The 20141-nt window shown below is 61.5% G+C and carries 17 protein-coding genes; 12 read left to right on the top strand and 5 right to left on the bottom strand.

Annotation, left to right across the window (positions count from 1 at the left end):
- Window positions 1-207 precede the first annotated feature (207 nt).
- A complete protein-coding gene (locus tag AC07OV_RS05045; RefSeq protein WP_176994797.1) occupies window positions 208-915 on the bottom strand; it encodes a tellurite resistance TerB family protein in 708 nt (235 codons plus the stop codon).
- Window positions 916-1083: 168 nt separating this feature from the next.
- Here AC07OV_RS05045 and AC07OV_RS05040 point away from each other — a divergent pair, with 168 nt between their 5' ends.
- The 9 genes from AC07OV_RS05040 to AC07OV_RS05000 all read left to right on the top strand — a co-directional run bounded on the left by AC07OV_RS05040 (window position 1084) and on the right by AC07OV_RS05000 (window position 13282).
- Window positions 1084-1995, top strand: a complete 912-nt coding sequence (locus AC07OV_RS05040) for a LysR family transcriptional regulator (protein ID WP_495091716.1) — start codon at window positions 1084-1086, stop codon at window positions 1993-1995.
- A 133-nt stretch (window positions 1996-2128) separates the two neighbouring features.
- Window positions 2129-3586: a gamma-aminobutyraldehyde dehydrogenase gene (locus AC07OV_RS05035; RefSeq protein ID WP_178925758.1), complete on the top strand. Its 1458-nt coding sequence runs from the start codon at window positions 2129-2131 to the stop codon at window positions 3584-3586.
- 71 nt (window positions 3587-3657) lie between these two features.
- The gene (gene ydcS / locus AC07OV_RS05030; protein ID WP_176994799.1) at window positions 3658-4809 is read left to right on the top strand and encodes a putative ABC transporter substrate-binding protein YdcS; all 1152 of its coding nucleotides are present in this window, start codon (window positions 3658-3660) and stop codon (window positions 4807-4809) included.
- Between the two features lie 215 nt (window positions 4810-5024).
- A complete protein-coding gene (locus tag AC07OV_RS05025) occupies window positions 5025-6059 on the top strand; it encodes an ABC transporter ATP-binding protein (RefSeq protein WP_176994800.1) in 1035 nt (344 codons plus the stop codon).
- A 1-nt stretch (window position 6060) separates the two neighbouring features.
- On the top strand, window positions 6061-6990 hold the full coding sequence (locus tag AC07OV_RS05020) for an ABC transporter permease (protein WP_176994801.1): 930 nt from the start codon (window positions 6061-6063) through the stop codon (window positions 6988-6990).
- Window positions 6980-7789 (top strand): ABC transporter permease, encoded by an 810-nt coding sequence (locus AC07OV_RS05015; protein ID WP_176994802.1) that lies wholly within the window; start codon window positions 6980-6982, stop codon window positions 7787-7789. The genes AC07OV_RS05020 and AC07OV_RS05015 overlap by 11 nt, the downstream gene beginning before the upstream one ends.
- 149 nt (window positions 7790-7938) lie before the next feature.
- The gene (locus tag AC07OV_RS05010; RefSeq protein ID WP_495091715.1) at window positions 7939-9363 is read left to right on the top strand and encodes a gamma-aminobutyraldehyde dehydrogenase; all 1425 of its coding nucleotides are present in this window, start codon (window positions 7939-7941) and stop codon (window positions 9361-9363) included.
- Window positions 9364-9497: 134 nt separating this feature from the next.
- The gene (locus tag AC07OV_RS05005; RefSeq protein WP_494997696.1) at window positions 9498-11360 is read left to right on the top strand and encodes an NAD(P)-binding protein; all 1863 of its coding nucleotides are present in this window, start codon (window positions 9498-9500) and stop codon (window positions 11358-11360) included.
- Window positions 11361-11656: 296 nt separating this feature from the next.
- Complete coding sequence (locus AC07OV_RS05000) at window positions 11657-13282, top strand: glucan biosynthesis protein D (RefSeq protein ID WP_495091714.1); 1626 nt, start codon at window positions 11657-11659, stop codon at window positions 13280-13282.
- 110 nt (window positions 13283-13392) lie between these two features.
- Here the strand turns inward: AC07OV_RS05000 and AC07OV_RS04995 are convergent, their stop codons facing one another.
- The 4 genes from AC07OV_RS04995 to AC07OV_RS04980 all read right to left on the bottom strand — a co-directional run bounded on the left by AC07OV_RS04995 (window position 13393) and on the right by AC07OV_RS04980 (window position 17553).
- Window positions 13393-13578 (bottom strand): hypothetical protein, encoded by a 186-nt coding sequence (locus AC07OV_RS04995; RefSeq protein ID WP_176994806.1) that lies wholly within the window; start codon window positions 13576-13578, stop codon window positions 13393-13395.
- 195 nt (window positions 13579-13773) lie between these two features.
- Window positions 13774-14319 (bottom strand): GNAT family N-acetyltransferase, encoded by a 546-nt coding sequence (locus tag AC07OV_RS04990; protein WP_495091713.1) that lies wholly within the window; start codon window positions 14317-14319, stop codon window positions 13774-13776.
- Window positions 14320-14421: 102 nt separating this feature from the next.
- Window positions 14422-15528 carry an NADH:flavin oxidoreductase/NADH oxidase gene (locus AC07OV_RS04985; protein ID WP_495091712.1) on the bottom strand — a complete coding sequence of 369 codons (1107 nt, stop codon included), beginning with the start codon at window positions 15526-15528 and terminating at the stop codon, window positions 14422-14424.
- Window positions 15529-15651: 123 nt separating this feature from the next.
- The gene (locus AC07OV_RS04980; protein ID WP_176994809.1) at window positions 15652-17553 is read right to left on the bottom strand and encodes a potassium transporter Kup; all 1902 of its coding nucleotides are present in this window, start codon (window positions 17551-17553) and stop codon (window positions 15652-15654) included.
- Between the two features lie 409 nt (window positions 17554-17962).
- On the opposite strand from AC07OV_RS04980, the gene AC07OV_RS04975 reads away from it, so the two are divergent.
- The 3 genes from AC07OV_RS04975 to rimO all read left to right on the top strand — a co-directional run bounded on the left by AC07OV_RS04975 (window position 17963) and on the right by rimO (window position 20139).
- Complete coding sequence (locus AC07OV_RS04975; RefSeq protein WP_495091711.1) at window positions 17963-18286, top strand: type II toxin-antitoxin system RelE/ParE family toxin; 324 nt, start codon at window positions 17963-17965, stop codon at window positions 18284-18286.
- Window positions 18283-18618, top strand: a complete 336-nt coding sequence (locus AC07OV_RS04970) for an addiction module antidote protein (RefSeq protein WP_495091710.1) — start codon at window positions 18283-18285, stop codon at window positions 18616-18618. Before AC07OV_RS04975 ends, AC07OV_RS04970 begins: the two co-directional genes overlap by 4 nt.
- 180 nt (window positions 18619-18798) lie before the next feature.
- Entirely contained in the window at window positions 18799-20139 is a 1341-nt protein-coding gene (gene rimO / locus AC07OV_RS04965) for a 30S ribosomal protein S12 methylthiotransferase RimO (RefSeq protein WP_017254931.1), read from the top strand.
- The last annotated feature ends 2 nt before the right edge of the window (window positions 20140-20141 follow it).

Raw genomic sequence — 20141 nt, 5'->3', positions numbered from 1 at the left:
TTCCTCGAAGGGCCGATCAAATGCCGGGGAGTATAGCTGAGCAGAAGCCCTCATTTATCAATGGGTTTTGATGTAGCGATCACAGAAAGCAAATGTGGGAGCGGGCTTGCTCGCGAATGCGCTGGACCAGTCGGTAGATAGATGACTGATAAACCGCATTCGCGAGCAAGCCCGCTCCCACATTTTTGATCGGCGCGAGTCTGGAGTTTACTGATTCAGGCGCACCTGTTTTTCCAGCTCGGTCTTGAGACCGGGCTCAAGCCTGAGCTGGCGCGCCAGCTCGTCGAGGTAGGCCTTTTCCATGAAGTTCTCCTCATCCACCAGCATCACGCTGGCGATGTACATCTCGGCCGCCATTTCCGGGGTGCCCGCTGCTCGCGCCACATCGGCCGGGTCCAGGGGCTTGTTCAGCTCGGCGTGCAGCCAGCTTTGCAGCTCACGGTCGTTATCCAGCTTGGTGAATTCGCCTTCGATCAGCGCACGTTCACGTTCATCCACATGGCCGTCGGCCTTGGCTGCCGCCACCAGTGCCTTGAGGATCGCCTGGCTGTGCTGCTCAACCTGGGCCGGTGGCAGGCGGTCGAGGGTCTGAGGCTCGCCCTTCGGCGCATTCGCCTGCTGCGCCTGCCAGTTGCCATAGGCCTTGTAGGCAATCACGCCCAGCGCTGCCAGCCCGCCGTAGGTCAGGGCTTTTCCGCCAAACTTGCGGGCTTTTTTATTGCCCAGCAGCAGCCCCATGGCGCCCGCCGCCAGGGCCCCGCCACCGGCGCCGCCGAGCAGGCTGCCCAGCCCGCCACCGCCGAGCAAGCCGCCAAGGGCACCTTTGTCTTCCTGTTTACGCGAGTCGCCGGCCTTGTTTTGCAGCATGTCCTGACCGGATTTGAGCAACTGATCGAGCAATCCACGGGTGTTCATAAGGAGCCTCCAGGCACTTGGGTACGTAGGACTAATAGGCCCCCAGCGTAAAACCAAGTGCCAAAAAGCCCCGATCTAGAGTGCTTCCAGATGTAACGCCACGGCCTTTCGATTAAAACGATATACACTCGAACAAATCTATAAAAATACCCCACTGGTAATTCCAGCATGATGACCTTGCGTCAAATCCGGCACTTTATCGCCGTGGCCGAGACAGGCTCGATCTCCGCCGCCGCGCAGACCGCCTTCATTTCCCAGTCGACCCTGACCCTGGCGATCCAGCAACTGGAGCAGGAAATCGGCGTCAACCTGTTCAACCGCCACGCCAAGGGCATGACCCTGACCCACCAGGGCCACCAGTTCCTGCGCCAGGCGCACTTGATCCTCGCCACCGTCGACAACGCCAAACGCAGCCTGCAACAGAGCACCGACCAGGTCGCCGGGCAGTTGATCATCGGCGTGACCAGCCTGGTGGCCGGCTACTACCTCGCTGACCTGCTCACCCGCTTCCAGCGCGCCTACCCCAATGTGGAAATCCGCGTGATGGAAGACGAGCGCCCGTATATCGAGCATTTGCTGGTCAGCGGCGAAATCGATGTGGGTGTGCTGATCCTCTCCAACCTCGAAGACCGCCACGCCCTGCAGACCGAAGTGCTAACCCATTCGCCCCACCGCCTGTGGCTGCCGGCGCAGCACCCGCTGCTGGAACACGACAGCATCAACCTGGCCGACGTCGCCCGCGAGCCGCTGATCCAGCTGAACGTCGACGAAATGGGCCATAACGCCCAGCGCATGTGGGCCGGCGCCGGCCTGCAACCGCGCGTCACGTTGCGTACCGCCTCTACCGAAGCCGTGCGAAGCCTGGTGGCGGCAGGGCTTGGCGTGTCGATCCAGCCGGACATGACCTACCGCCCGTGGTCGCTGGAGGGGGACATCATTGAAGCGCGACCGATTGCCGACCTCAGCCAGACCCTCGACGTGGGCCTGGCCTGGCGCCGTGGCACTGCGCGACCGGCACTGGTAGCCCCGTTCCTGACGGTGGCCCGCGAACAGCCGCACCCACGCAAGCCATCTATTTAATCGAATGCTGCATTCAGTATTTAGTATTTGTTGACCTCGCGCCTGACCTCTAGTCTCTGCTTATCCCATAAGAGAAAGGTCAGGCGCTCGTAAGAGAACGCCCATGGCCATACAAGAAAAGAGATCGCGAAAAATGTCCGGCGCGCCCACCCCGCTGCTCACTGCGTTGCTGATCGACGGCGAACTGGTCCAGGGCCAGGGCTTTGCCGAGCCGATCCTCAACCCGGCCACCGGTGAAGTCCTCACCCAGATTGCCGAAGCCAGCACCGAACAGGTGGAAACCGCGATCCTCGCCGCCCACCGCGCCTTTGCCGGCTGGTCGCGCACCACGCCCCAACAACGTTCGAACATCCTGCTCGGCATCGCCGACGCCATCGAAAAACAAGCCGACTATTTAGCCCGCCTGGAATCCCTGAACTGCGGCAAGCCGTTGCACCTGGCGCGCCAGGATGACCTGAGCGCCACCGTCGACGTGTTTCGCTTTTTCGCCGGGGCCGTGCGCTGCCAGACCGGGCAACTGAGCGGCGAATACCTGCCGGGCTATACCAGCATGGTGCGCCGCGATCCTATCGGGGTGGTGGCGTCGATTGCGCCGTGGAACTACCCGTTGATGATGGCCGCGTGGAAAATTGCCCCAGCCCTGGCCGCCGGCAATACCCTGGTGTTCAAGCCGTCGGAACATACGCCGCTTTCGATCCTGGCCCTGGCCCCCGCCCTTAAAGAGCTGTTGCCGCGCGGCGTGATCAACATTCTGTGTGGCGGCGGCGAAGGCGTTGGCAGCCATCTGGTGAGCCACGCCAAAGTGCGCATGGTCTCGCTGACCGGCGATATCGTCACCGGGCAGAAGATCCTGCAAGCCGCGTCCAAAACCCTTAAACGTACGCACCTGGAACTGGGCGGCAAGGCCCCGGTGATCGTGTGCAACGATGCCGACCTGCAAGCCGTGGTCGAGGGCGTGCGCGCCTACGGTTATTACAACGCCGGCCAGGACTGCACCGCCGCGTGCCGCATCTACGCCCAGGCGGGTATCCACGACAAGTTGGTCGCCGAACTCGGCGCCGCCGTGAGCAGCCTGCGCTTTGCCGGCAAACGCGACGCCGACAACGAACTGGGCCCGCTGATCAGCACACGCCAGCGCGACCGCGTGGCCAGTTTTGTCGAACGCGCCCTCGGCCAGCCGCATATCGAACGCATCACCGGCGCCGCCGTGCATTCGGGCGCGGGCTTCTATTACCAGCCGACCCTGCTGGCCGGGTGCAAGCAGAACGATGAAATCGTGCAGCGCGAAGTGTTCGGCCCGGTGGTCACCGTGACCCGCTTCGACGAGCTGGAACAAGCCGTGGACTGGGCCAACGACTCCGAATACGGCCTGGCCTCGTCGGTGTGGACCCAGAACCTGGACAAGGCCATGCAAGTGGCCGCGCGCCTGCAATACGGCTGCACCTGGATCAACAGCCATTTCATGCTGGTCAGCGAAATGCCCCATGGCGGCTTGAAGCGCTCGGGGTACGGGAAAGATCTGTCCAGCGATTCGCTACAGGACTACAGCGTGGTGCGGCACATCATGGCCCGCCACGGCCAGCATCTTTAAAACAACAACTAAGCTCATGCGTTACGGCTTCACACACTGCCCCGACCATAATTAAAGAAGAGGGAATCCCCATGTCTGCGCACAAGACCGCACTGCTCAGTGCCCTGACCACCGCGCTGCTGGCCAGCGCCAGCCTCCAGGCCGCCGAACCGCTCAAGGCGGTCGGCGCCGGTGAAGGCCAACTGGATATCGTCGCCTGGCCCGGCTACATCGAACGTGGCGACAGCGACAAGGCCTACGACTGGGTCACCGGTTTCGAGAAGGAAACCGGCTGCAAGGTCAATGTGAAAACCGCCGCCACCTCTGACGAAATGGTCAGCCTGATGGCCAAGGGCGGGTACGACCTGGTCACCGCTTCGGGCGACGCATCGCTGCGCTTGATCGGTGGCAAGCGCGTGCAGCCGATCAACACGGCGCTGATCCCCAACTGGAAGAACATCGACCCGCGCCTCAAGGATGCACCGTGGTACGTGGTCGGCCAGCAAACCTATGGCACTCCGTACCAATGGGGTCCGAACGTGTTGATGTACAACACCAACGTGTTCAAGACCGCGCCGACTAGCTGGAATGTGATTTTCGACGCGCAGAACCTGCCGGACGGCAAGCCGAACAAAGGTCGCGTGCAGGCCTATGACGGCCCGATCTACATCGCCGACGCGGCGCTCTACCTCAAGAGCACCAAGCCGGAACTGGGCATCCAGAACCCTTATGAGCTGACCGAAACCCAGTACAAGGCCGTGCTTGAACTGTTGCGTGCCCAGCAGCCGTTAATCCACCGCTACTGGCACGACACCACCGTGCAAATGAGCGATTTCAAGAACGAAGGCGTGGTGGCCTCCAGCGCCTGGCCGTATCAGGTCAACGGCCTGGTCAACGAGAAGCAGCCGATTGCCTCGACCATTCCGAAGGAAGGCGCCACTGGTTGGGCGGACACCACCATGCTGCACACCGACGCCAAACACCCGAACTGCGCCTACAAGTGGATGGACTGGTCGCTGCAACCGAAAGTCCAGGGCGACGTCGCCGCCTGGTTCGGCTCGTTGCCGGCGGTACCAGCGGCCTGCAAGGAAAGCGAACTGCTGGGCGCCGAAGGCTGCAAGACCAACGGTTTCGACCAGTTCGACAAGATCGCTTTCTGGAAAACCCCGCAGGCTGAAGGCGGCAAGTTCGTGCCGTACAGCCGCTGGACCCAGGATTACATCGCGATCATGGGCGGCCGCTAGCTCCTGGCTCCCCGTGGAAGCTGGCTTCTGTGGGAGCTGGCTTGCCTGCGATGGCTTCACCTCGGTGTAACAGACACACCGAGGCGCCTGCATCGCGGGCAAGCCCGGCTCCCACAGAAAAGCACCCATAGTTGAGTTGCGAATACAGATTTTGTTTTTTCAGAAGTCCAGGCCGGGCCGCTGCGATGACCCGTGCCTTTTTGGAGCACCGCACCATGACGCTTGCAGTCCAATTCACCCACGTTTCCCGTCAGTTCGGCGAAGTGAAAGCCGTTGACCGGGTTTCCATCGATATCCAGGACGGCGAGTTCTTTTCCATGCTCGGCCCTTCCGGTTCCGGCAAGACCACGTGCCTGCGCCTGATTGCCGGTTTCGAGCAACCGAGCGCAGGCTCGATCCGTATTCATGGCGAGGAAGCCGCGGGCTTGCCGCCGTACCAGCGTGACGTGAACACCGTGTTCCAGGATTACGCGCTGTTCCCCCACATGAACGTGCGCGACAACGTGGCCTACGGCCTCAAGGTCAAGGGCATCGGCAAGACCGAGCGCCTGAACCGCGCCGAAGAAGCCCTCGGCATGGTCGCCCTCGGTGGCTACGGCGACCGCAAGCCGGTGCAGCTGTCTGGCGGCCAACGCCAACGGGTCGCCCTGGCCCGCGCGTTGGTCAATCGCCCACGCGTTCTGCTGCTGGATGAGCCGCTGGGCGCCCTCGACCTCAAGCTGCGTGAACAAATGCAGAGCGAGCTGAAAAAGCTGCAACGCCAGCTCGGCATCACCTTTATTTTTGTGACCCACGACCAGACCGAAGCGCTGTCGATGTCCGACCGCGTGGCCGTGTTCAACAAGGGCCGTATCGAGCAGGTCGACACCCCGCGCAACCTGTACATGAAGCCCGCCACCGCGTTTGTGGCCGAGTTCGTCGGCACCTCCAACGTGATTCGCGGCGAGCTGGCCCAACGCCTCAGCGGCAGCGCGCAAGCGTTCTCGATCCGCCCGGAACACGTGCGCTTTGCCGAAGGCGCGCTGGGCGCCGGCGAAGTGGAAGTCAGCGGCCTGCTGCATGACATCCAGTACCAAGGCAGCGCCACCCGCTATGAACTGAAACTGGAAAACGGCCAGGCGCTGAACATCAGCCAGGCCAACAACCAGTGGCTGGACACCAGCAGCGGCTACCAGGTGGGCCAGTCCATCACTGCACGCTGGGCACGGGAAGCAATGACGACCCTGACCGACAGCGCAGGCGAGGTGTGACATGAGCCTGGCCCTTTCCCAACCGCCGATGCGCAGGTTTTCCAACCTGCTGTACCGCAAGCCCAACCTGTACCTGGCGATGTTGCTGGTGCCGCCGCTGATATGGTTCGGCGCCATTTACCTGGGCTCGTTGCTGACCCTGCTGTGGCAAGGTTTCTACACCTTCGACGACTTCACCATGGCGGTCACGCCGGACCTGACCCTGGCCAACTTCGCCGCGCTGTTCCAGCCGTCGAACTTCGACATCATCGTGCGCACCTTGAGCATGGCGATCGTTGTATCGATCGCCAGCGCCGTGGTCGCCTTCCCGATCGCCTACTACATGGCGCGCTACACCACGGGCAAGACCAAGGCGTTTTTCTACATCGCAGTGATGATGCCGATGTGGGCCAGCTACATCGTCAAGGCCTACGCCTGGACCTTGCTGCTGGCAAAAGGCGGCGTGGCGCAGTGGTTCGTGCAGCACCTGGGCCTGGAGCCGGTGTTGCAGTTCGTGCTGGGCATTCCGGGTGTGGGCGGCAGCACCTTGAGCACTTCGCACCTGGGGCGGTTCATGGTGTTCGTCTACATCTGGCTGCCGTTCATGATTTTGCCGATCCAGGCCTCGCTGGAGCGTTTGCCGCCTTCACTGTTGCAAGCGTCGGCGGACCTCGGCGCCAAGCCGCGCCAAACCTTCATGCAGGTGATTCTGCCGCTGTCAGTGCCGGGGATTGCGGCCGGTTCGATCTTCACCTTCTCGCTGACCCTGGGCGACTTCATCGTGCCGCAGCTGGTCGGCCCGCCGGGTTACTTCGTCGGCGGCATGGTGTACGCCCAGCAAGGTGCCATCGGCAACATGCCCATGGCCGCGGCGTTCACCCTGGTGCCCATCGTGCTGATCGCGGTTTACCTCTCCATCGTCAAACGCCTGGGGGCCTTCGATGCACTCTGAGAAATCTTCGCTGGGTCTGAAGATCGCAGCCTGGGGCGGGTTGGTGTTCTTGCACTTCCCGATCCTGATCATCTTCCTCTACGCCTTCAACACCGAAGAAGCCGCGTTCAGCTTTCCGCCCCAGGGCTTCACCCTGAAGTGGTTCAGCGTGGCCTTCGCCCGGCCGGACGTGCTGGACGCGATCAAGTTGTCGCTGCAGATCGCGGCGATTGCCACGCTGATCGCCATGGTGCTCGGTACCCTGGCCTCAGCGGCGCTGTATCGCCGCGAGTTCTTCGGCAAACAAGGCGTGTCGCTGATGCTGATCCTGCCGATTGCATTGCCGGGGATCATCACCGGTATCGCGCTGCTGGCAACGTTCAAGACGCTGGGCATCGAGCCCGGGATGTTCACCATCATCGTCGGCCACGCGACGTTCTGCGTGGTGATCGTCTATAACAACGTGATCGCGCGTTTGCGCCGCACCTCCCACAGCCTGATCGAAGCCTCGATGGACCTGGGCGCCGACGGCTGGCAGACCTTCCGCTACATCATCATGCCCAACCTGGGCTCGGCACTGCTGGCCGGCGGCATGCTCGCCTTTGCGCTGTCGTTCGACGAAATCATCGTCACCACCTTCACCGCCGGCCACGAGCGCACCTTGCCGCTGTGGCTGCTCAACCAGCTGAGCCGCCCACGGGATGTGCCGGTGACCAACGTGGTGGCGATGCTGGTGATGCTGGTCACGATGTTCCCGATTCTCGGTGCCTATTACCTGACACGCGGCGGTGAAAGCGTGGCGGGGAGTGGCGGTAAATAACGGACAACACATAGCCACTGTTGAAACACGGTCATTGTAGGAGCCGGCTTGCCGGCGATCGCGGTGGGTCAATTGAAACCGCCATCGCTGGCAAGCCAGCTCCTACAGGTGAACCGGTTTCTTCAGGGAATTTTGAGGAGGATTGAACCATGCAAACCAAATTACTGATCAACGGCCAATTGGTCGCAGGCGAAGGCCCGGCCCAAGCCGTCTTCAACCCGGCACTCGGCCGTGTGCTGGTAGAAATCAACGAAGCCAGCGAAGCCCAGGTCGACGCCGCCGTGCGTGCTGCCGATGCGGCGTTTGAAAGCTGGTCGCAAACCGCGCCCAAGGACCGTTCGCTGCTGCTGCTGAAACTGGCGGACGTGATCGAAGCCCACGGCGAAGAGCTGGCCAAGCTGGAGTCGGACAACTGCGGCAAGCCCTACAACGCCGCGCTGAACGATGAGATCCCGGCAATTGCCGACGTGTTCCGCTTCTTCGCCGGTGCCAGCCGTTGCATGAGTGGCTCGGCCGGTGGGGAATACCTGCCGGGGCACACCTCGATGATCCGCCGCGACCCGGTGGGCGTGATCGCCTCCATCGCGCCGTGGAACTACCCCCTGATGATGGTCGCCTGGAAAATCGCCCCAGCCCTCGCAGCCGGTAATACCGTGGTGCTCAAACCGTCGGAACAAACCCCGCTGACCGCGCTGCGCATGGTCGAGTTGGCCGCTGAAATCTTCCCGGCCGGCGTCCTCAACCTGGTGTTCGGCCGTGGGCCCACCGTGGGCAGCCCGCTGGTGAACCACCCGAAAGTGCGCATGGTTTCGCTGACCGGCTCCATTGCCACCGGTGCGAACATCATCTCCAGCACCGCCGACAGCGTGAAGCGCATGCACATGGAACTGGGCGGCAAGGCGCCGGTGATCATCTTCAACGACGCGGACATCGACGCTGCCGTGGAAGGTATTCGCACCTTCGGTTTCTACAACGCCGGCCAGGATTGCACCGCGGCGTGCCGCATCTATGCCCAAGCCGATATCTACGACGCGTTTGTCGAGAAGCTTGGCGCAGCGGTCGCCAGCATCCAGTACGGCTTGCAGGATGATCCGGCCACCGAGTTGGGCCCGCTGATCACCGCGCAACACCGCGACCGCGTGGCCGGTTTTGTCGAGCGCGCGGTGGCGCAACCGCACATTCGCCTGGTCACCGGGGGCAAGGCGGTGGAAGGCAATGGCTTCTTCTTTGAACCCACTGTATTGGCCGATGCGCAGCAGGACGACGAAATCGTACGTCGCGAGGTGTTCGGGCCAGTGGTGTCGGTCACCAAGTTCAATGACGAAGCACAGGTGCTCGGCTGGGCCAACGATTCGGACTACGGTTTGGCGTCGTCCGTCTGGACCGCCGATGTCGGCCGTGCCCACCGCTTGGCCGCACGCCTGCAATACGGCTGCACGTGGGTGAATACCCACTTCATGCTCGTCAGCGAAATGCCTCACGGCGGTCAGAAACTGTCGGGTTATGGCAAAGACATGTCCATGTACGGGCTGGAGGACTACACCACCGTTCGCCATGTGATGTTCAAGCACTGACCCGCAAAACGCCCTTGTAGGAGCCGGCTTGCCGGCGATGAGGCCCTTGAGCCTTGTGGTGTTCTTGCGAATGCCATCGCCGGCAAGCCGGGCTCCTACGGGCTCACATAACAATAAAATTCAGGTTCTTCCCCATGGATATCACCCGCCGCGACTTCCTCAACGGCGTCGCCATTACCGTTGCCGCCGGCATGACCCCGCTGCAACTCTTGCAAGCCGCGCCCGATGGACGCTACTACCCTCCCGCCCTTACCGGCCTGCGCGGCAGCCATGTCGGCTCGTTCGAGGTGGCGCACCAGATGGGCTGGGAAAAGAAGGTGTTCGATACCGAGAAACTGCCGATCACCGAGGACTATGACCTGGTGGTGGTCGGCGGCGGCTTGAGCGGTTTGTCGGCGGCGTGGTTCTACCGCGAGAAGCACCCCAAGGCGAAGATCCTGATCCTGGAAAACCACGACGACTTCGGCGGCCACGCCAAGCGCAATGAATTCCAGGCCGGTGGCCGCATGATCATCGGCTACGGCGGCAGCGAGGCGTTCCAGTCGCCGAACCATCTCTACAGCAAGCAAGTGAATGGCCTGCTGAAAAAACTTGGCGTGAACATCAAGCGCTTTGAAACCGCCTTCGACCGCCAATTCTATCCGGGCCTGGGGCTGTCGCGCGGGGTGTTCTTCGACAAGGAAAACTTCGGCGAAGACAAGCTGGTGACCGGCGACCCCACGCCGATGGTGGCCGACGATATCGCGCCAGACCAACTGAACGCGCGCGCCCTCCGCGACTTCATCAATGACTTCCCATTGCCACAGGCCGATCGCCAGGCCTTGATCGAGCTGCACACGGCGCCAAAGGACTACCTGCCAGGCAAGACCGCCGAGGAAAAAGTCAGCTACCTCGCGGCCACCAGCTACCGGGATTTCCTGCTGAAAAACGTGGGCTTGTCGGAAGGTGCGGTGAAGTACTTCCAGAGCCGTACCAATGACTTCATGGCCCTGAGCATTGATGCCGTGGCGTCGGCTGACGCCTACAACGTGGGCTTCCCAGGCTTTGGCGGGATGAACCTGGCGCCGATCAGCGAAGAAGCCGCTGCGGAAATGGAAGAGCCCTACATCTATCACTTCCCGGATGGCAATGCGTCGGTGGCGCGCTTGCTGGTGCGCAGCCTGATCCCGGGTGTGGCGCCGGGGCACACCATGGACGATATCGTGCTGGCGGCCTTTGACTACGCCAAGCTGGACCAGCCCAAGGCGCCCGTGCGGTTGCGCTTGAACAGCACCGCCGTCAGCGTGCGCAACGTCGGCGATGGCGTGCATATCGGCTACAGCCGTGGTGGGCAACTCGCACAGGTGCGCGGCAAACGCTGCATCCTGGCCTGCTACAACATGATGATCCCCTACCTGCTCAAGGATTTGCCGGCGCCCCAGGCCCAAGCCCTGAGCCAGAACGTGAAATACCCGCTGGTGTACACCAAGGTGGTGATCCGCAATTGGCAGTCGTTCCAGAAACTGGGGGTGCATGAAATTTACGCGGCGACCCAGCCCTACAGCCGGATCAAGCTGGATTACCCGGTGAGCATGGGCGGCTACGACCACCCCCGCGACCCGACGCAGCCGATCGGCTTGCACATGGTCTACGTGCCCACCAGCCCCAACAGCGGCATGAACGCCCGTGACCAGGCCCGCGCCGGGCGGGGCAAGTTATATGGGCAGACCTTCGAGCAACTGGAAGCACAGCTGCGCGACCAGTTGCAGCGCATGCTGGGCCCGGGCGGTTTCAACCATGAGCGCGATATTCTGGCGATCACTGTCAACCGCTGGTCACACGGTTATGCGAGCTTCTCCAACAGTTTGTATGACGATGCGGATCAGACCGAAGCGTGGATGAAACTGGCGAAAAAACCGCTGGGGCATGTGAGCATCGCCAACTCGGATGCCGCATGGAGCGCGTATGCCCATGCGGCGATTGATGAGGCTTACCGGGCAGTCGGCGAAATCGCCTAACCCTTGTAGGAGCCGGCTTGCCGGCGATGGCGACCTTGAATGTTGCGCTGACGTCAAGGGCCTCATCGCCGGCAAGCCGGCTCCTACAGTGGAATTGTGTCAGTTGGAAATGTCTTGTCGCACTTGCAACGCCATCGTCCCGCCATCAATCATTTTTCCTACGTCACCGAACCGCTTAAGCTATCCGGCGTCTGTTTATTGTTCGTTGCGTTTGGTCGAAGGCATGTCCGAACCGTAATTTCTGATCCAGTACGTGCCAGGAACGGCGCAGGATTTGCTCACGACAGGTTGTCTCTATGCACCGCAGGAATTTGCTCAAAGCGTCCATGGCCATTGCGGCTTACACCGGTTTATCGGCCAGCGGCCTGCTCGCTGCGCAAGCCTGGGCCGGCAACCGCGCCGCCGACGGCAAGGCCATCGCTTTCGATTTTGAATCGCTCAAGGCCCAGGCCAAGCAACTGGCCGGCACGCCTTACAAAGACACCAAACAGGTGCTGCCGCCGACCCTGGCGACCATGACCCCGCAGAATTTCAACGCCATCGGCTACGACGGCAAACACTCGCTGTGGAAGGAATTGAACGGCCAACTGGACGTGCAGTTCTTCCACGTCGGCATGGGCTTCAAGACGCCGGTGCGCATGCACAGCGTCGACCCCAAGACCCGTGAAGCCCGCGAGGTGCATTTCCGCCCGTCGCTGTTCAACTATGAAAAAACCACCGTCGACACCAAGCAACTGACGGGCGACCTGGGTTTCTCCGGCTTCAAGCTGTTCAAGGCGCCTGAGCTGGACCGCCATGACGTGCTGTCGTTTCTGGGTGCCAGCTACTTCCGCGCGGTGGATTCCACCGGCCAGTACGGCCTTTCTGCCCGTGGCCTGGCCATCGATACCTACGCGAAAAAACGCGAGGAATTCCCCGACTTCACGCAGTTCTGGTTCGAAACCCCGGACAAGGACGCGACCCGCTTTGTGGTCTACGCCCTGCTCGACTCGCCAAGCGCCACCGGTGCCTACCGCTTCGACATCGACTGCCAGGCCAGCCAGGTGGTGATGGCCATCGACGCGCACATCAATGCGCGTACCGCCATCGAACAACTGGGCATCGCGCCGATGACCAGCATGTTCAGCTGTGGCACCCATGAACGCCGCATGTGCGACACCATCCACCCGCAGATCCACGATTCCGACCGCCTGGCCATGTGGCGCGGCAACGGCGAGTGGATCTGCCGCCCGCTCAACAACCCGGCCAAACTGCAGTTCAACGCCTTTGCCGACAAAGACCCGAAAGGCTTTGGCCTGGTGCAGACCGACCACGAATTCGCCAGCTACCAGGACACCGTGGACTGGTACAGCAAGCGCCCAAGCCTGTGGGTCGAACCGACGACGGCGTGGGGCGAAGGCTCGATCGACCTGCTGGAAATCCCGACGACTGGCGAAACCCTGGACAACATCGTGGCCTTCTGGACTCCGAAAACGCCGGTAGCTGCCGGTGATTCGCTGAACTACGGCTACAAGCTGTACTGGAGCGCCCTGCCGCCTGTGAGCACGCCGCTGGCACAGGTCGATGCAACCCGTTCCGGCATGGGTGGCTTTACCGAAGGTTGGGCACCGGGCGAACACTACCCTGAGGTGTGGGCACGTCGCTTTGCCGTGGACTTCAAGGGGGGCGGCCTCGACCGCCTGCCGGCCGGCACCGGGATTGAGCCGGTAGTGACCTGCTCCCACGGCCAGGTGAAGGATTTCAGCGTGCTGGTGCTCGACAACATCAAGGGCTACCGCATCCTGTTCGACTGGTACCCGACCAGCGACAGCGTGGAACCGGTGGAACTGCGGCTGTTCATCCGCACCCAGGACCGCACCTTGAGCGAGACCTGGCTGTATCAATACTTCCCGCCGGCGCCAGAAGCACGTAAGTACACCTGATACCCCCTTGTAGGAGCTGGCTTGCCAGCGATGCAGACACCTCGGTTTCTCGGCTGTACCGAGGCGATGCTATCGCGGGCAAGCCCGCTCCCACAGTGATGCCCCTTCATCTAGAACCGCGAAACACTCTTCATCGCCCCAATCAAATAGCGCATCGCCACCTGATCGTTTTCGGTCAACGCCCGGTACTGCGCCAGCAATTCAGCTTCATCGGAACTCAGCCTTCGCCCCCACAACGACAACCTGCGACCCACATAAGCCGCCACCGCACCCGCTACACCATAGGACTTGGCCATGGACCGTTACTCCTGATATCGATCAAATACTGTCGGTGCCCATCACCCGCCTCCCGCAAAGCGCAATGCCTGCGTGAACAAACCGACTGACTCCCTGGGCCAGAAATCAGACTTACCCTAAGCGTAGAAACTATCTCGCCAGACGTGGGATTTTTTTAGAGTATTAACTTAAAAAAATTCAGCGGTAACAAAGGCCTACAGCCCTTTCTCACGCAATGGCCGATACAGGTGAATGTCGTGGGGTTCCTGTGCAAACAGTCCGGGGTCGGGGTGTTGCAGCCTCTGGCAGCCATGACGCAGGTAAAAGTCCACGGTATTGCGCGACTCAGTAGCCGATACATACAGGCCATCGATGCCAGCCTTTCGCCCCTGCTCACACGCCAGGGCAAACAACCGCCCTCCCAGCCCGCACCCTCGCGCCCGATGGCTGACGTGCAGGAACTTCAACTGCTGCAGGAGCAGGCCCTGGTTGTGGATGGGGCGATTGTCCACCACCACTGCAGCCACCAGGGTTGGCCCGTCGAACACACCCCATAACCACCCGCCCCGCTCAAGGCAGGCGAGCAGTGCAATGGCGTCCTGTTCAGCCTCGCCTTCGGGCCAGCCGCGCATGTCGTGAAAGTCGGGGTACAGCACCAGCTCGCCGTCCTCGACGCGGTAGCACTCGTGTACAAGTTCCGTGCGGTCGATGGTGGCCAACAAAGGGATATCGTTTTTAGTTAACGCTCGTTCGACCGACATGGTGGCCTCCTGCTTTTGAGCGCCAAGCATCGGGGTTGCGTGAACCGCGGGCAAGAAAAAACCCACCGGGCCAGGGTGGGTTTGTATTAAGCGACTGTAGGATCAATCCCTGAGATCGGACTCGTGAATCGGCTGGTCGCGATGGGTCGCCCGTTGGTACTGCGCTGGCCAGATGGCCTTGCGCCCGCCCAGGTCGTCGTCAGCATGCAGCGGCCAGTATGGGTCTCGCAGCAGTTCACGAGCCAGGAAAATGATATCGGCCTGGCACGTGCGCAGGATGTGCTCGGCCTGGGCCGGCTCGGTGATCATGCCGACGGTTCCGGTGGCCATGCCGGACTCCTTGCGCACACGCTCGGCGAAGCGCGTCTGGTAGCCGGGGCCGGTGGGGATCTCGGCGTTGGCGGCGGTGCCACCGGAGGACACGTCGATCAGGTCCACGCCCAAGTCCTTCAGGCGGCGTGCCAGCTCCACCGTTTCGTCGGGGTTCCAGCCGTCTTCCACCCAGTCGGTGGCCGATACGCGCACGAACAACGGCAGCTCCTGGGGCCAGACGTCGCGCACGGCCTTCGTCACTTCCAGCACCAGGCGGATGCGGTTTTTAAAGGAGCCGCCATATTGATCCTGGCGCTGGTTACTGATGGGCGAGAGGAATTGATGCAACAGGTAACCGTGGGCCGCGTGGATCTCCACCACTTCGAAACCCGCCGTGAGTGCGCGTTTGGCGGCGGCGACAAAGTCGGCGATCACCTGCTGGATCTGCGCTTCATCGAGTGGCTTGGGCTGTGTGTGGTTGGGGTCAAAGGCAATCGGTGACGGCCCTACCGGCACCCAGCCGCCGTCTTCAGGCTTGACGCTGCCATGCTTGCCGATCCAGGGCCGATGGGTGCTGGCCTTGCGCCCGGCGTGGGCCAGTTGAATACCTGCGACCGCCCCCTGGGCCGCGATAAACCGGGTGATGCGTTGCAGTGGTTCGATCTGTGCGTCGTTCCACAGGCCCAGGTCCTGGGCGGTGATGCGGCCATCGGCGGTCACGGCGGTGGCTTCGGTGAAAATCAGCCCGGCGCCCCCCACCGCGCGACTGCCCAAGTGGACTAGGTGCCAGTCATTGGCCAGGCCATCATCCGCAGAGTACTGGCACATCGGCGAGACGGCGATGCGGTTGAGCAGGGTCAATTGACGGAGGGTATAGGGTTCGAGCAGCTGACTCATGGCGCACCTCTTCTGGGTTCTATGGGCACTCAACGGTGCTTAGAGCCTAGTCGACAACGCGCGATTGCACAGGGTTCAGAATGGAACACGGGAGCCGATTGCCGGCTCCCGTCTTGCAGCCGCTTACATTTCGACCTGGGTGCCCAGCTCGATCACGCGGTTGACCGGTAGCTTGAAGAAACGCAGGTTGCCGTTGGCGTTCTTCAACATAAACGCGAACAACGCCTCGCGCCAGCGCGCCATGCCCTTGATCCGGGAGGCGATGACGGTCTCACGGCTAAGGAAGTAGGTGGTGCGCATCGGGCTGAAGTCCAGATCGTCCAGATGGCACAGCTTCAGGGCTTCGGGCACGTCCGGCTCGTCGGCAAAACCAAAGTGCAGGATCACCCGGAAGAAGCCTTCGCCGTAGGCATCCACTTCGAAGCGACGCGAGGTGGGCACACGGGGAATGTCTTCGTAGACCACCGTCAGCATCACCACTTGCTCATGCAACACCTGGTTGTGCAGCAGGTTGTGCAACAGCGCGTGGGGCACCGCGTCAGGCCGCGCGGTGAGGAACACGGCGGTGCCTTGCACACGGTGCGGCGGCTGCACGCGGATACTGCCAATAAAGATCGGCAGCGGCAGGCCGCCTTCGTCGAGGCGATCCACCAGCAATTGCTTGCCGCGCTTCCAGGTGGTCATCAGCACGAACAACACGATCCCCGCCAATACCGGGAAGGCACCGCCCTGGATGATTTTCGGCACGTTGGCGGCAAAATACAGGCCGTCGACCAACAGGCAGCAAACCAGTACCGGCACCGCCAGGATCGGCGGCCATTTCCACAGCAGCAACATCACCGCCGACACCAGGATGGTGGTCATCAGCATGGTGCCGGTCACCGCCACGCCGTAGGCCGAGGCCAGGGCGTTGGAGGACTCGAAGCCCAGCACCAGCAGGATCACGCCGACCATCAGCGACCAGTTCACCGCCCCGATATAGATCTGGCCCTGCTCGGCGCTGGAGGTGTGCTGGATGTGCATGCGCGGGATGTAGCCCAACTGGATCGCCTGGCGCGTCAACGAGAACGCACCGGAAATCACCGCCTGGGACGCAATCACGGTCGCCAGGGTGGACAGCACCACCAGCGGGATCAACGCCCAGCTCGGCGCCAGCAGGTAGAACGGGTTGCGCGCCGCTTCCGGATCGCCCAGCAGCATGGCACCCTGGCCGAAATAGTTCAGCACCAGCGCCGGCAGCACCAGCATGAACCAGGCGCGGGCGATGGGCTTGCGGCCAAAGTGGCCCATGTCGGCGTACAACGCCTCGGCCCCGGTCAATGCCAGGACCACGGCGCCGAGAATGGCCACGCCAATCCCCGGGTGGGCCTGGAAGAAACGCACGCCCCACAGCGGGTTCAACGCGCTGAGCACTTCAGGGTGCAGCGTGATGCCATACACCCCCAGGCCGCCCAGCACCAGGAACCAGGTCACCATCACCGGCCCGAACAGCTTGCCGATGCGGTCGGTGCCGTGTTTCTGGATCAGAAACAACGCCACCAGCACGATCAACGCGATGGGCACGACCCATTTTTCAAGGCCGTCGAACGCCAACTCCAGGCCTTCGATGGCCGACAACACGGAAATGGCCGGGGTGATCATACTGTCGCCGTAGAACAGCGCCGCACCGCACAACCCGCACACCACGAGGAAACTGCGCAGCTTCTTGCGCTCCCCTGCCGCCCGACGTGCCAGTGCCGTCAGGGCCATGATGCCGCCCTCGCCCTGGTTGTCGGCGCGCAGCACGAACAGCATGTACTTGATCGATACGACCCAGATCAGCGACCAGAAGATCAGCGCGAGGATCCCCAGCACCCCATCATGGTTGACCTGAACCCCGTAACCGCCAGTGAACACTTCTTTTAGGGTATAGAGCGGGCTGGTACCGATATCGCCGTAAACCACCCCGACCGCCGCCACCAGCATGCCAATCGGCTTTGCGTTGGAATGCTCGGCACCTGCTGCCTGACTACTTGCCTGACCCATCAACCACTCCTGCCCTTTGACCTGAGGTCTTTTATAAACAGCGCGTCTAAGCTGACCCTAGCATGCGCTGTTTTACTTCTCGTAACAGACGTTTTATTGACCTTGGCGTTTTACCTGTGGGCAACGGCGCGAAGCATAGCGCAGCACTCGTCGTATTTCCCTGCTCACGTGATTTGGGTGTCGTTTTAGGCAATCAGTCATAGATGACAAGGCCATTTGCAGCCTTTTTGCCTGCATTGATCACATTTATCGCCGACCGTATATTTTCGGCCCGGCTCAGTAGTGCTGCCTTGGTGGTGTAGAGGGGAAGTTCCTGATTGGCTTGCCTGATCAATAAAGCGCCCCCTATAGGCATGCGGTCGATATAGAAACTCAATCATCGACTTGTCTCTTTTAAGGTACATTCCTCATGTACGAAGTGAAACACGTGCTGTCAGCCAATGGCGTGGATATCTACCAAGCTTGGCTGGACACTGTGCAAGACACTCGTTCAAAAGCAAGAATCACCCTCCGAGTGGATCGAGCCTCCCTTGGTCACTTTGGCGTAACTGAATCGGTAGGTGATGGTGTTTTTGAGATGAAGCTCGATTTCGGACCTGGGTTTCGCGTGTATTACGCAATCCAGAATCGGAACATTGTCTTCCTGCTGGGCGGTGGCTCAAAAGCCAGACAACAGAGCGACATCAATCAGGCCAAGGTTCTCTGGAAATCTTACAAGGTGCAGCAAAAATGACCATTCGTACTCGCTCTCATGAAGATAGCGTTCTTGAAATGCTCAGAGACGACGAAGCATTTGCTCTCGAATATCTTTCTGTCGCGCTGGAGGAAATCGATGAAGCCGGTGGTGAAGACGCTTTTCTCGTCGCTGTTCGTCGAGTAGCGGAAGCGCGTGGCGGAATGCTCAGCCTCTCGCAAAACACGGGCCTCAATAGGGCGAATCTCTACAGATCGATTGCCGTTGGCGGCGACCCAAAGCTCTCCACCCTGCTGAAGGTACTTCAGGCATTAGGCGTGGGCATGTCTAAAGTTGTATCGCATCGCGCAGAGCAAGACGCCCGGGCGTAAGGACGTGTAAGGGCTGTGTGAATTCCCCCACACAGCACTCGTCGTATTTCCCTGCATAAAGCTGGTCAAGTGCGTTGCCCGTCGCTAGAATTGCGCACTTTTTGATCAGAGGCGCACCAAGCGCCCGTCTACCGCCTTGTCGTGCCCGACTGGCGGCGTCATTCAATACCGAGGTTAGACATGTCCACCACTCCCGCGACGGCCAATCCCAAGGTCGGCTTTGTATCCCTGGGCTGCCCCAAGGCCCTGGTCGATTCCGAACGCATCCTTACGCAATTGCGTATGGAAGGCTACGACGTCGTGTCCACTTACCAGGACGCGGACGTGGTGGTGGTCAACACCTGCGGCTTCATCGACTCGGCCAAGGCTGAGTCCCTGGAAGTGATCGGCGAAGCGATCAAGGAAAACGGCAAGGTCATCGTGACCGGTTGCATGGGTGTGGAAGAAGGCAATATCCGCAACGTGCACCCAAGCGTGCTGGCCGTGACCGGCCCGCAGCAGTACGAGCAGGTGGTCAACGCCGTGCACGAAGTGGTGCCACCGCGCCAGGATCACAACCCGCTGATCGACCTGGTGCCGCCGCAAGGCATCAAGCTGACCCCGCGTCACTACGCGTACTTGAAGATTTCCGAAGGCTGCAACCACAGCTGCAGCTTCTGCATCATCCCGTCGATGCGCGGCAAGCTGGTCAGCCGCCCGGTGGGTGACGTGCTGGACGAGGCCCAGCGCCTGGTCAAATCCGGTGTGAAAGAGCTACTGGTGATCTCCCAGGACACCAGCGCCTACGGCGTCGACGTCAAATACCGCACCGGTTTCTGGAACGGCGCGCCGGTGAAAACCCGCATGACCGAACTGTGCGAAGCCTTGAGCAGCCTGGGCGTGTGGGTGCGCCTGCACTACGTGTACCCGTACCCGCACGTGGACGAGCTGATCCCGCTGATGGCCGCCGGCAAGATCCTGCCGTACCTGGACATCCCGTTCCAGCACGCCAGCCCGAAAGTCCTGAAAGCCATGAAGCGCCCGGCCTTTGAAGACAAGACCCTGGCGCGCATCAAGAACTGGCGCGAGATCTGCCCGGAGCTGATCATCCGTTCCACCTTCATCGTCGGCTTCCCTGGCGAAACCGAAGAAGACTTCCAGTACCTGCTGGATTGGCTGACCGAAGCCCAACTGGACCGCGTCGGCTGCTTCCAGTACTCGCCGGTGGAAGGCGCGCCGGCCAACCTGCTGGACCTGGCCGTGGTGCCGGACGACGTCAAGCAAGACCGCTGGGAGCGTTTCATGGCGCACCAGCAAGCGATCAGCTCGGCGCGCCTGCAACTGCGCATCGGCAAGGAAATCGAAGTGCTGATCGACGAAGTCGACGAGCAAGGCGCCGTTGGCCGTTGCTTCTTCGACGCGCCGGAAATCGACGGTAACGTGTTCATCGACGATGCCAGCGGTTTGAAGCCAGGTGACAAGGTGTGGTGCACCGTGACCGACGCCGACGAGTACGACTTGTGGGCTGAAAAGCGCGACTGAAT

The sequence above is a fragment of the Pseudomonas sp. GW821-FHT09A09 genome (assembly GCF_059418405.1).
Note: the sequence above shows the minus strand (reverse complement) of the source record. Positions and strands in the feature narration are given on the sequence as shown.